The sequence below is a fragment of the Epilithonimonas bovis DSM 19482 genome (assembly GCF_900108115.1).
In the GTDB taxonomy this organism is placed as follows: domain Bacteria; phylum Bacteroidota; class Bacteroidia; order Flavobacteriales; family Weeksellaceae; genus Epilithonimonas; species Epilithonimonas bovis.
The window spans coordinates 39772-52473 of sequence record NZ_FTPU01000004.1; the positions used below are offsets into that span (position 1 = coordinate 39772).

The 12702-nt window shown below is 38.4% G+C and carries 14 protein-coding genes; 10 read left to right on the forward strand and 4 right to left on the reverse strand.

The features are described from left to right. Window positions 1-10: 10 nt before the first annotated feature. From B0B05_RS02605 to B0B05_RS02625, 5 genes are all read left to right on the forward strand, one after another. Window positions 11-1267, forward strand: a complete 1257-nt coding sequence (locus B0B05_RS02605) for a serine hydrolase domain-containing protein (protein ID WP_076781946.1) — start codon at window positions 11-13, stop codon at window positions 1265-1267. A gap of 254 nt (window positions 1268-1521) precedes the next feature. Beyond that, on the forward strand, window positions 1522-2040 hold the full coding sequence (locus tag B0B05_RS02610) for a sigma-70 family RNA polymerase sigma factor (protein WP_076781947.1): 519 nt from the start codon (window positions 1522-1524) through the stop codon (window positions 2038-2040). Continuing rightward, window positions 2006-2707, forward strand: coding sequence for a hypothetical protein (locus B0B05_RS02615; protein WP_076781948.1), 702 nt, complete (start codon window positions 2006-2008; stop codon window positions 2705-2707). Before B0B05_RS02610 ends, B0B05_RS02615 begins: the two co-directional genes overlap by 35 nt. 45 nt (window positions 2708-2752) lie before the next feature. Beyond that, on the forward strand, window positions 2753-4078 hold the full coding sequence (locus B0B05_RS02620; protein ID WP_076781949.1) for a DUF4252 domain-containing protein: 1326 nt from the start codon (window positions 2753-2755) through the stop codon (window positions 4076-4078). Between the two features lie 3 nt (window positions 4079-4081). Further along, entirely contained in the window at window positions 4082-4606 is a 525-nt protein-coding gene (locus B0B05_RS02625) for a DUF4252 domain-containing protein (protein ID WP_076781950.1), read from the forward strand. A gap of 132 nt (window positions 4607-4738) precedes the next feature. Here B0B05_RS02625 and pncB read toward each other — a convergent pair whose 3' ends face one another. After that, the gene (pncB, locus tag B0B05_RS02630; protein ID WP_076781951.1) at window positions 4739-5917 is read right to left on the reverse strand and encodes a nicotinate phosphoribosyltransferase; all 1179 of its coding nucleotides are present in this window, start codon (window positions 5915-5917) and stop codon (window positions 4739-4741) included. A gap of 360 nt (window positions 5918-6277) precedes the next feature. Here pncB and B0B05_RS02635 point away from each other — a divergent pair, with 360 nt between their 5' ends. Continuing rightward, window positions 6278-6628 (forward strand): hypothetical protein, encoded by a 351-nt coding sequence (locus B0B05_RS02635; RefSeq protein WP_317044112.1) that lies wholly within the window; start codon window positions 6278-6280, stop codon window positions 6626-6628. Between the two features lie 90 nt (window positions 6629-6718). On the opposite strand, the gene B0B05_RS02640 is transcribed toward B0B05_RS02635, so the two are convergent. Continuing rightward, window positions 6719-7288, reverse strand: a complete 570-nt coding sequence (locus tag B0B05_RS02640) for a hypothetical protein (RefSeq protein ID WP_076781953.1) — start codon at window positions 7286-7288, stop codon at window positions 6719-6721. A 179-nt stretch (window positions 7289-7467) separates the two neighbouring features. Between B0B05_RS02640 and rplM the strand changes: the two genes are divergently transcribed. The 3 genes from rplM (at window position 7468) to rpsB (ending at window position 9262) form a co-directional block, all read left to right on the forward strand. Next, window positions 7468-7923: a 50S ribosomal protein L13 gene (rplM, locus tag B0B05_RS02645; RefSeq protein ID WP_076781954.1), complete on the forward strand. Its 456-nt coding sequence runs from the start codon at window positions 7468-7470 to the stop codon at window positions 7921-7923. A 7-nt stretch (window positions 7924-7930) separates the two neighbouring features. Further along, window positions 7931-8317 (forward strand): 30S ribosomal protein S9, encoded by a 387-nt coding sequence (gene rpsI / locus B0B05_RS02650; RefSeq protein WP_027383698.1) that lies wholly within the window; start codon window positions 7931-7933, stop codon window positions 8315-8317. A 183-nt stretch (window positions 8318-8500) separates the two neighbouring features. After that, the gene (gene rpsB / locus B0B05_RS02655) at window positions 8501-9262 is read left to right on the forward strand and encodes a 30S ribosomal protein S2 (protein ID WP_076781955.1); all 762 of its coding nucleotides are present in this window, start codon (window positions 8501-8503) and stop codon (window positions 9260-9262) included. 331 nt (window positions 9263-9593) lie between these two features. On the opposite strand, the gene B0B05_RS02660 is transcribed toward rpsB, so the two are convergent. Together B0B05_RS02660 and gltX are read right to left on the reverse strand one after the other, a co-directional pair. Continuing rightward, entirely contained in the window at window positions 9594-10550 is a 957-nt protein-coding gene (locus tag B0B05_RS02660; protein WP_076781956.1) for an acetyl-CoA carboxylase carboxyltransferase subunit alpha, read from the reverse strand. 134 nt (window positions 10551-10684) lie between these two features. Then, entirely contained in the window at window positions 10685-12196 is a 1512-nt protein-coding gene (gltX, locus tag B0B05_RS02665; RefSeq protein ID WP_076781957.1) for a glutamate--tRNA ligase, read from the reverse strand. 156 nt (window positions 12197-12352) lie between these two features. On the opposite strand from gltX, the gene B0B05_RS02670 reads away from it, so the two are divergent. Then, window positions 12353-12697: a phosphomannose isomerase type II C-terminal cupin domain gene (locus B0B05_RS02670; protein ID WP_076781958.1), complete on the forward strand. Its 345-nt coding sequence runs from the start codon at window positions 12353-12355 to the stop codon at window positions 12695-12697. Window positions 12698-12702: the final 5 nt, after the last annotated feature.

Below are 12702 nucleotides of genomic sequence, written 5' to 3' on the forward strand. Positions count from 1 at the left end.
TTGGCAAATAATGAATTTTAGAAAAGCAATAACCATCGCTTTTGCAGCAATGGCAATCTCGTCCTGCAAGAAGGAAGAAAAAAAATCACAAGAAACTTACCAGTCAAAACTACCTAATTACGGCAACGTAGATCTTTCAAAAGTTTTTACACCTGCAGACTGTGTTTTAGAAAACCAGGCCACAATTTTGCCGGTTATCAATAATTATTACCAGAAGGTTTGGGAGCAGGGCGACCTTAGCGGTGGTTTGCTGGTCGCAAAAGGAAACAAAATCTATTTTGAAAAGTACAGGGGCTTTGGCAGAGAAGGCCAGCAGATGCCTATAGATGCCAATACACCGCTGCACGTGGCATCCGTGAGTAAAACCATGACTTCTATGGCCGTTCTCAAGTTGATAGAAGCCGGAAAATTGAAGCTGGATGATGATATTACTAAGTTTTTCCCTAAATTTCCTTACAAAGAAATTACGGTTTTCAGCCTTTTGTCTCAAAGAAGCGGCCTGCCAAAATATGAACATTTTGATCAAAGTATAAAACCACTTCCCGAAGAATTAAACAAAGCATTCCTTACCAATCAGGATGTGCTGGATATGCTCATCAAATACCAGCCAGCCCTTGCAAGGATGAGTAATACAGGATTTATGTATTGCAATACCAACTTTGCATTATTGGCGCTGATTGTAGAAAAAGTGACCAAAACACCTTTCCCGGAAGTGATGCAGGAGATTGTGTTCAAACCATTGAAGATGAGTCATACTTATATTTTCCAGGAAAAAGATATCCCCACGGCGTCCCAGTCCTTTTTTAGTGGGTACAGGTTATATCCTCTGGATAAGCTGGATTTGATCTACGGTGACAAAAACGTGTACACTACACCACGGGATTTACTCAATTTTTCTGTGGCCTTATTTTCCAAAGATTTCTTGAAGGCAGAACTGGCTGGTAAAATTTTTGAACCCAACAGCAACGAGAAAAAGGGGATTAATAATTATGGACTTGGATTCCGTATGAAAGAATTTGACAACGGTGAAAAACTGACTTACCATAATGGCTGGTGGCACGGTACCAACTCTGTGTTTGCGCACCTGCTGAAATCAAAAGTCACCATCATAGCCATAGGTAACAAATATTCGGGCAGAGTATATTCCGCATTATCATTATCCGGCCTTTTTGAAAACTTTCCGTTTGAGATGGAAAAATTCAAAAAAACAATGAATCCGAAAGGTGGTCAACAAGCTGATTCTGCTAATGTAAATGGTGGAGAGTAAATGGCGTATATTTCAGAATAACGCCATAGCCATCAATGCATATAGTAAGATAATCTTTGGGATTACAGAGATTAGGAATGACCTTCTATAGAAACAATTGTCAAGATAACAAATTGATTATAAGAACTTTAATAATTATTAAAGTTCTTTTTTATTTTTGATGTAATAATATTTATATTACAGGTGTCTTACTTATAAACAACCAATTCTGAAAACTCAAGAAGCTTTGAAGTTTTAAAATTAAACTGAAATCTATGACTCAAGAAGACTTTAAGCAAGCTGTATTTATTCTCAAGGATGAGATGTACCGCTTTGCCAAAAAGTTTCTCATGAGTGCTGATGAGGCAGAAGATGTGGTAATGGATCTGATGATGAAGTTCTGGCAAAAAAAAGATCAGCTAAATGGAATAGAAAACCTAAAAAGTTTTGCCCTGAGAAGTGTAAAAAACGAATGTCTCAACAGGCTGAAGCATCACGATGTAAAATTGGGATTTGCCAGCCAGGCCAGGCATCAGTCAGAGCTTTATCAGATCGAAACCAATAATATGCGGGAACAGATATTGGGATTTATCAATCAATTGCCCGAAAAACAAAAAATGGTCATTCACCTGAAGGATGTAGAAGAATATGAGATCTCGGAAATCTCAGAAATGATGGAAATGGAAGAAAATGCCGTCCGTGTCAACCTCATGAGAGCCAGGCAAAAGGTGAAAGACGCTGTAAACAAACTTTATGCATATGAAAACCGACAGATACAAGGATTGGGAATATAAATTTTTTGAAGGCGAAGAGCTGACGCCGGAGGAAGATCTGTTCCTGAAAAATGAAAGTGATAACCCGTACTTTTCATTTCTTAAAGATGAAAAGAATGAAAAAATGGATCTTAGTTTTGAAGAATTTCTGAAGAAGGCAGAGCAACCAAAAGTAGTTACTATTCCGGTTAAGAAAAAAGCCCCGGTTATCTATTGGCTTGCAGCCAGCCTTGTGGTTGTCTTTGGCCTTGTGGTATTTTGGATTCAGTCGCCACCGGCTCATGTGGAAAAACAGATGGCACATCAGCCAGAAATAAAAGAAAGGACTGAAACTAAGACAGCTCCGGAGAGAGAAACCATACAGCCGGCGCCAGTTCTTGCTCAGGCAAAAAAACCGGTCAGAAAATCCTATGACAAAACTAGAGGAGAAACAAATCTGCAGAATATAAAGTTGGCTGATTACCAGTACAAAGAAAACACAGAGCATAATCAAATAAAGGACGAAATATCAGATTATAATCCTAATTATGTGATAATCAACGGAAAGCCTGTCTATAATGAGGCGGAGGCTATTGCAATTACAGAGGATACATTCAACTATTTTGCAAGTAATGTGAGTCAGACAATAACCGAAGCAGAGAATGCACAAAACCTATCTAAAGATCTTTACAAAATCATAAATTATTAATGTCACGAAACCAATGGGTTTGACACAAAAATGTAAATACCACCAATGAAAAAAATAGCAATACTTATCATCCTTTTTCTGCTCTCCACCAATATTTTTGGGCAGACAGAAAAACTCAACGCATTGTTTGACCAGTATCAGGACAAAGAAGGGGTCACGTCTATCAAGATTGCCAAGCCAATGTTCAAGATGCTGAATAATCTGAAGATTGATAACGAAGAATTGGGCAAAATACAGCCATTGCTCGGCAAAGTCAACGGGCTGAAAATGCTGATTTTGGAAAAACCAAGAACGTCAGCAATGCCCGATGCCGAAGATCAGAAAATCCTGAAACAAACCGGATCTATAGAAAAAGAAATCACATCTTCCCTCAAAAATCTCAACTATGAGGAACTGATGTCCGTTAACAGTAAGGATAATAAAATCAAATTCCTCGCACAGAACACGTCTGCCAGCACACTGGATAACCTGATTCTCAATATCAGTTCAGAAGATAATACTGTTCTGATGATGCTCGACGGCAAGATCTCTATGGATGATATCAGCCGACTGATGGAGGAAAGTAAAAATGTAACGTCGGTGAATCCTGCAAAAACGATTAATACTTCAACACATACCATTACAGACAACTCTGGGACGACTACTTTTACCACTACAGATACCGGTTTTTCCGGAACTGGAAGTGAGCGCTTGGTACCGGCTTTCAGCGGGATCGAAGTGTCAACAGGCGTGGATGTGGAGTTTACCCAAAGCCCGAAACAAAGCGTGGTGCTGAAGGTTGACGCGGATAAACAGCAATATGTGATAACGGAAGTAGAGAACGGTGTTCTGAAGATATTTGTGAGAAACAGAAGTGTGAAAAACCTAAACTTCAACAGTTTGAAAGTTATCGTTTCCGGGCCAAAATTATCCAAATTGATTACCAAATCGGGTGCATCTTTCAAAACGGTAACGCCTGTTAGTGAAAACTCTTTTAATGCCAGTTTTTCGTCTGGGTCTCAGGTTACCGGGGATTTCAAAATTGCAACGGCAACGGCCATGGAACTTTCTTCTGGCGTAAGTGTGAAGATGAATCTGCAAACCAAATCTCTGGCTTTGGAAGCAAGCAGCGGCAGTTCTATCAAGTTGAGCGGCAAAGCAGATTCCGGGGTTTACAGCGCCAGCAGCGGCAGTTCCGTTTCTGCCAGTGATTTTGTAACAAGATCTGCTGTTGTGGATGCATCGTCCGGCGCCAGTATCAAAGTTAACACCACCGAAACTATCACCGCCAGTGCCAGTTCAGCAGCCTCGGTGCAATATAGGGGGAATCCTTCTAGAGTTACCAAATCCGCTCAGGAAATTACCGGCGCCAGTATCACTTCAATCAATTAAGCTATGTTACGTTTTATATACATTATTATGTTGGCTATTTTAGGATTTTTTCTACAATCCTGTATGGTCTCACAGAAAAAAGTCCACACTGATTTTTTTGATAATCCGGACTTTAAAAATAATTCAACCTATGTAAGCATCAATGTTCCTACTTTTTTAGCTAAGTCTTATGTAAAACACGCATTGAAAGAGGATGGGGAAAGCCAGGAAGTGATTGACCTTGTCAGGAAAATAAGTGACGTGAAGGTTCTTATTGTAGAGAGTTCCAAGACGTCTGTAAAATCTGAATTTCAGAAATACCTTACAAAAAACAATTATCAGGAGTGGATGTCTGTAAGGCAGGAAGGGCAGTTGGTCAGCATCAATGCGCAGGAGTCTAAAGATGTCATAAACCGCATGATCATCAATGTGAATGATGATAATGACCAAAGTGTTTTTGTAGATATTAAAGGCAAATTTTCTCCCGATGATATTTCAAAAATCATCAATGCAACAGAAAAACATCCGATTAAGATTCATAAGAATTAATTAGATGAAAAAAAATAGAGAAAAGATAAAAGACTTATTTTCAAACTGTTTTAGTTTAAAATATGCTATTAATTCTTCAAGAATTTAGTGCACAAAAACCACTGTCAAAAGTGGTTTTTCTATTTAAGGCTATTAATCTTTGATTCTTAAAAATTCTTTGGCCAGTTCTATCATTTTGGGGTCACCGGTATATTTGCCTTTCTCGTCAGATAGTTTTACGGTAGGGATCCATTCATTATTGATGCCTTTTACACTGATAAGTTTCATCACAATGTTCATAGGTTTCAGGCCAACATCATTGGTTAAGTTGGTTCCGATACCAAAAGAGATTCCTATTTTGCCTTTGCAGTAATTGGTAATTTCTTCAACTTTTTCCAGATTAAGGCCATCGGAGAAAATTATATATTTGAAAAGCGGGTTGATACCGTTCTCCTTGTAATGGGCGATGGTTTTATCCGCAAATTCCAACGGATCGCCACTGTCATGCCGCACACCATCAAAGAGTTTTGTAAACATTTTGTCAAACTGCTGGAAAAAAACATCCGTAGTATAAGTGTCTGACAATGCAACTCCCAAATCGCCACGGTAAACATTCACCCAATTTTCCAGCGCAATAGAATTGGCCATTTTAAAACCAAATTCTGCCGCATGGAACATAAACCATTCATGCGCATGCGTGCCAATAGGTTTTACCTTATACAGCATGGCGAGATGGATGTTGGATGTTCCAATAAAAGTAGAACTTTTGTCCTGAGTAAGAGCGTCCATCACCAATCGGTGCACTTTGTAGGAATGCCTCCTCCTGGTCCCAAATTCCGCAAACGGAACACCGAGTTCTGTCAGATGTCGGGCTTTTTCCACGGTTTTTTCAACCACTTCTTCATTAGTTTGCCTTTCCAGATGATTCATCTCATAATGGAGCTCGCTGATAAGCGCTAGAAGAGGCACTTCCCAAAGGATTGTTCTGTACCACAAGCCTTCTACAGACACTTTGAGATCGGCGCCGTCCTGCTCAATTTTGACTTCCGAAGGATCGTAATGGAAACCTTCCAGAAAGTCAAGATAGGGCAAAGCCAGATACGGGCAGGTGATTTTAAGATATTTTTTTTCGTCTTTGGTCAGTTTAAGCTCTGCCATTGCGTTGACAGATTTTCTCAGTTCCTCGGCAAAACCCTCGGGAAAGTTGTGTTTTCCACGGTTGATGAATTCGTATTTTACAATTTCATTGGTAAACAATTTCACTACGGCATTTTGCATCGTGATCTTATAAAAGTCGTTGTCCAGAATGGAATTGAGCCTTACCTCGCGCATAAAAATATCATTTAAACAAATCTAAGGAATTTTGTTGAGGAGAGTTTTGAACTTGATTGATTTTAATCAAAATTTTAAACCACAAAAGCCACAAAAGAAAAACTTACTTGAAAACTTTGCAAAGTTGAAAACAAAAATACTTAAAATGCTTTCCTTTTTTGGGTTTTTGATCAACTGAAAAAAACATCTGAATGTCCGCTTTCTGGAACAATTGTATTTTTAGCAGTTATTTTCTTCATCATGTATTAATTGACTAATTATGGATATTCAATAAGACTTATATAGTATAGCTTTTGTGACTTTGTGGTTTTTACAAACAATCTCTACACTTTTTCTATTGTACAAATACATTTCTTATTTTTGCGAAAATTATTTGAGATGGTAAAGGCGCTGATGTATTTTGCAATAGGAACTTTGATCAGTTTTTTCTTGAGACGTTTTACAGGAGAGCCTGCCAATTTCTGGGTAGAACTGTATGTGGCTTCTGCTTTTGGGATTGGTTGGGGATTAGCTTATTTTGTAGATCATCCGGAGTGGCCTCTTGCAAAAAAAATGGGCATTTCTTTAATTGGAATTGTTTTCTTGGTGGCTGTAGGACTGATATTTTTCGATTTTGAAACGGCTGTTCCATCAATTATTAAGTTTTCTACGGTCTTTGTTGCCTATTATATGATCGCCAGTTTCCGAGAAAGCAAATCGCTGAGGTATTGATTGGCTTGTAGCTTTTGGCTATTTGCTTTTTAGGCAATATTTAAATTTATAAAAAAGCCAGGCTTCTTAGAGAAATCTGGCTTTTGTTTTTTAATGAATCATGAGGAAACTGATCAGTCCTAGTCCGACAACCAAAAAAAGAAAGGCAATAAAGTTGATTGAGAATAAGATAAAGCCAATAATTAAACTGACAATACCATGTGAACGGTAAACTCTGCGGTGTGCAACGAAAAAATAGAGCGCGCTGTAGATGATCATCCCTGTCATTACCAGATATAAAAGCCAGTTGATGGCTCCGATAGTCACTACATTCGTTAGTTTGTTCAAAAATGAAAAGATGAGGATATTAAGCAGAAGGAAAGAAAAATAATGGAGCGTGAAAATACCATGATCAAAATACCACCATTTTTTCTTGTCGTGAAACAGCCATAAAATAAAGGCAAAAATAGGCAAGTAGATAAAAAGTGCTTTTGGTAGAGTATGAACAAACGCTTCTGTGAATTTTTCCTGAATTTTTTGTTGAGTAAAACCTTGTTCCTCAAAAATATAAAAAAGGCATGGGGCGGCTGCTAATCTTTTAAAAATTTGTGCAATTTTTTGAATTTGATTTTTAAGCTTTAGTTTTAAGAAATGCAGGGCAGATAATTTATCAGGCAACATTAGTAGTTTTGAAATAATGACGATAATTTCTGTTCTGTTTTACGAAACAGGTATTACTTAACCATTTAATATTTAGAAAATTATAATATTTTTTGTGGGAAAATTTTTCATCCGGGAAAAATTTCATACCTTTGCACACCCTTTGAGGGAAAATTATGTTTAATCGTAAACGATAAATTGTGAATACATTAAGTTACAAAACAGTATCGGCAAACAAGGCTACCGCTAATAAAGAATGGGTTGTGGTAGACGCTGCTGAGCAACCGTTGGGAAGACTAGCTTCTACCGTTGCAAAGATTTTGAGAGGTAAGCACAAAACGAATTACACACCACACGTAGATTGTGGAGACAACGTAATCGTTTTGAACGCTGGGAAAGTTACACTTTCCGGAAACAAGTGGGCAGACAAAACTTACATTTGGCACACGGGATATCCAGGTGGGCAAAAGTCGCAAACTGCAGAAGAGCTTTTGAAGAAAGATCCTTTGAAAGTGTTGGAAAAATCTGTAAAAGGGATGTTGCCTAAAAACAGATTGGGTTCAGCTTTATTCAGAAACCTTTATCTATATGAAGGGACTGAGCATAAGCACGAAGCGCAGCAGCCAAAAGTAATCAATGTTAACGAATTCAAATAATTTGAGTATGTCTATAGTACACAAAATCGGAAGAAGAAAAACTTCTGTTGCAAGAGTTTATGTAAAACCAGGAACTGGTAACATTACTATAAACGGGAAAGATGCTAAAACGTATTTCTGTACAGATGTTTTAGTTTACAAAGTTAATCAGCCATTTTTGTTAACAGAAACTTTGGGTCAGTATGATCTTACAGTTAATGTTTTTGGTGGTGGGATCACAGGTCAGGCAGAAGCTGTAAGACTAGGGGTTTCCAGAGCACTTTGCGAGATCAACGAAGAATTCAGATTGGCTCTTAAGCCACACGGATTGCTTACAAGAGACGCAAGAATGGTTGAGAGAAAAAAACCAGGTCAGAAAAAAGCGAGAAAGAGATTCCAATTCTCAAAACGTTAATTTTTTTTCAGACTTCAGATTGGAGATGTCGGATTTCAGATTTTTTTGTCTGTGTCTTATGTCTAAAATCTATTTATCTAACAAAAAATATTGCCCGTTAGGTTTAGCATCCAAACTCCGCTCCCATCTAAAGCTGAGTTGATTGCAAAAAAGCGGAAAGTAAACTAACAAAAACAAGAAAACATGGCAAAAGCAAATGTAAAAGACCTTTTAGAGGCTGGCGTACACTTCGGTCACATGACCAGAAAGTGGAATCCAAATATGGCTCCATACATTTTCATGGAGAAAAACGGTATTCACATCATTGATTTACATAAAACAGCAGTGAAATTGGACGAAGCTTGTGCAGCTTTGGAAAAATTGACATCTGCTGGTAAAAAAGTTCTTTTCGTAGCGACTAAAAAGCAAGCGAAAGAAGTTGTAGCAAAACATGCTGCAGAACTTAACATGCCTTACATCACAGAAAGATGGCCTGGTGGGATGTTGACCAACTTCGTAACAATCAGAAAAGCGGTTAAAAAAATGAACGCTATCGATAAAATGAAGAAAGACGGAACATTCGAAACTTTATCTAAAAAAGAAAGATTACAAGTGGATCGTCAAAGAGCTAAACTTGAGAAAAACTTAGGATCTATCGCAGACATGGTTCGTCTTCCTTCAGCTATTTTCGTAGTTGATATCATGAGAGAACACATCGCAGTTACAGAAGCAAAAAAATTGGGTATCCCAGTTTTCGGTATCGTAGATACCAACTCAGATCCAAGAAAAGTGGATTACGTAATCCCAGGAAATGATGATGCTTCCAAATCTATCGATATGATCCTTTCTGTTGTAGCAGATGCTGTAAAAGAAGGACAATCTCAAAGAAAAGCAGAAAAAGAAAAATCTAAAGAAGAAGGCGAAAAAGTATCTGCTGATGCAGATGCAGACTTCGATGCAGAATAATTAGAAGATTTTTTCTAAATATAAAAAGCGGTTCAATTTGTTTGAGCCGCTTTTTTTGTAAAATTATTGGGGCGCCTTTATCCGCCTTCCACTCCCGCTTTGTCACTCTGAGCCTGTCGAAGAGTCCGTTCAAGTCGGGGCGCAGGACAAGGCAATCAAACGATGTTTGTCATATAATTGAAAGTCTGCTTGGTATCAATACAGAAAAGGCCTATCGTGGTTTAAAGCTTAACAAGGCTTATGAAAAAACAAAAAAAACCCTTTCAGGATTTGAACTCTGAAAGGGTCGTATAATTATTTGATTTCAAAGAAGTAAGCTAACAGCAAAGTGCTATCCTTTGAACTCACCCATGGCAATAAATTTGTCCTGTCTTTCTTCCACAATTTTATCAGTCGGGATTTTGGCAAAACTCTTTATATCTTTTAGAATGACTTTTTTTACGTTTTCAAAAGTGGCAGCGTAATCATAGTGTGCCCCACCAAGAGGTTCCGGGATAATCGCATCAATCAGTTTCTGCTTCAGCATATCCTCACCAGTCAGCTTCATTGTGTTGGCAGCAGTTTCTTTATATTCCCAGCTTCTCCAAAGTATTGCAGAACAGTTTTCTGGAGAAATCACAGAGTACCAAGTGTTTTCCAACATATAAACTTTGTTTCCTACACCAATTCCTAGAGCACCTCCACTTGCCCCTTCGCCAATGATGATTGTGATAATTGGAGTTTTTAGCTGGCACATTTCGTAGATGTTACGTGCGATAGCTTCGCCTTGTCCACGCTCTTCCGCTTCCAGGCCTGGATAAGCACCAGGTGTATCTACAAACGTTACCACAGGAATATTGAATTTCTCTGCCAGTTTCATCAGCCTTAGCGCCTTTCTGTAACCTTCAGGGTTAGACATCCCAAATCGTCTGTGTTGGCGTTCTTTGGTCGTTCTTCCCTTTTGGGTTCCGATTAACATCACAGTGTTCCCGCTAATGCTGGCAATACCGCCAATCATGGCCGGATCATCTCCAAAGTTTCTGTCACCGTGCAGTTCTACAAAACTTCCTGCATCTGCCAAACCGTTGATGTAATCTAAGGTATAAGGCCTGTCCGGATGTCTTGACAGCTGGACTCTTTGCCAAGGCGTAAGATTGCCATATATTTTTTTCTTGGTATCCTCTATTTTTGTTTTGATCTTTTTGCAGGATTCATCTACATCGATGCCGCTCTCTGTACCCAATTGTACACATTTCTCGTACTGCTCGATCAGCTCTTTTACAGGTTGTTCAAATTCTAAATATTCCATATTTCGTTTGGGTTAAACCATCCCAAAAATAATCTTTTTTTTTGAATTATCTTTAAGAGTCCTCAACAGCCTCAGACAGACATTTTTAAAAATTAAAAAATTGTGAAACTGAGACTCATGAAGTGTTTTAATAATTAATTTAAACGGATTGCTTTTTCTATTCTTGCAAGCGTTTCTTCTTTCCCGATAATATTCATAATATCTGGTACGTCAGGGCCTTTCAGTTCACCGACTAGTGCGAGACGAAGTGGCATCATAACTTTTCCCATGCCCAGGCTTTGCTCTTCTGCAAAATGATGGATTGTTTCTTTCAGTACTTCCGGTTCAAAGCTTTCTGTGGTAGACAGTTTTGCAGATAAATTGGCCAGGGTAGAAGAGGTCGTGTCATTCCATGCTTTTTTAAGCGCTTTTTCGTCGTAAGATGTAGGTGCCTGGAAAAAGAATTGGCCGTCATTATAGATATCAGCTACAAAACTGGCTCTTTCCTTCATCAACGAAACGATTTTGAGTAATTTTTCGTCTGAAAAACCGAAGGATTTGATACCATCTACTTCTTTTAACAAAGTTAAAACCTCTTCGTCAGATTTCAGTTTGAGGTACTCATGGTTAAACCATTTCGCTTTTTGAGGGTCAAACCTAGCTCCGGCTTTATGGACTTTATGAAGATCAAATTCGGCAATCATTTCGTCCATTGATACCAATTCTTTATCATTGGCAGGTGTCCATCCCAAAAGTGCTGTCATATTGATAAAAGCTTCCGGGAAATAGCCGGATTCTTTGTAACCTTTCCAAACCTCATCACTTTCCGGGTCTTTAAAATCCATCGGAAATACTGGGAAACCAAATTTTGCACCGTCTCTTTTGCTGAGTTTTCCTTTGCCTTCTGGTTTTAGGATTAACGAAAGATGTGCAAATTCCGGAGCTTCCCATCCCATGGCTTCGTAAAGCAAAACGTGCAAAGGCATAGATGGCAGCCATTCTTCACCACGGATAACGTGAGAGATTTTCATCTCATAATCATCCACCACATTGGCGAAATGATAAGTTGGCATGCCGTCATTTTTAATTAAAACCTTATCGTCTAATGTATTAGTATTAACAGTAAAATTACCTCTGATAATATCCTGAAGATGAAGAACACGATCTACCGGCATTTTGAAACGTACAACATAAGGTACCTGGTCATTCAACAGTTGCTGAACTTCTTCATGAGGAAGAGAAATACTATTCCTCAATTGTTGCCTTGTCTGGTAGTTGTATGAGAAAACTTCGCCACGGGCTTCAAATTCTTTTCTGATATTGTCTAATTCTTCCGGCGTATCAAATGCGAGATAAGCATAATCTGTTTCCAGGATCTGATCTTTGTAGCGGTCATAGATGGCTCTCCTTTCCGACTGGCGGTATGGTGCATAAGGACCACCAATTGCAGGGCTCTCATCCGGAACAATGCCGCACCATGCTAAAGATTGCATAATGTAATTTTCTGCACCTTCTACATATCTTGCTGTATCGGTATCTTCGATTCTAAGAACGAATTCGCCACCTTTATTTTTTGCGAACAGATAATCATATAAAGCCGTTCTGACTCCTCCAAGGTGTAAAGCTCCTGTCGGACTGGGTGCAAATCGCACGCGTACTTTTTTCATTTGTAGATATTTAGTTTTTTAATATCAAATGCAAATCCTGTTATGCTTTGATGTCTAAAAAATGTGGTGCAAAATTAATAAAATTTAACCGTTTTGAGGTTTGAATTTGGTTATTCCTGAAGGAATTCATTATTTTTGACAATTAAAATGATAACTATGTTAGAAATTGGAGAGCGACCGTGGGGAAAATATTATGTGTTGGCAGATGAGCCTAACTATAAACTGAAAAGAATTGAAGTGAACCCTGGTCAAAAATTATCTTACCAATATCATTATAAAAGACAAGAGCAGTGGACAATTATCGAAGGTAATGCGACGATTGTTCTGGATGATGTAGAGATCCCTTTGGCTTATGGTCAAAGTATTTTCATCCCACTAGGTGCCAAGCACCGGATTATGAATCTTACAGATCAGCCTGTTGTTTTTATCGAGGTACAGACAGGGACTTACTTTGGCGAAGATGATATTGTGAGGCTGGAGGATGATTATGATAGGGAGTAACTAGC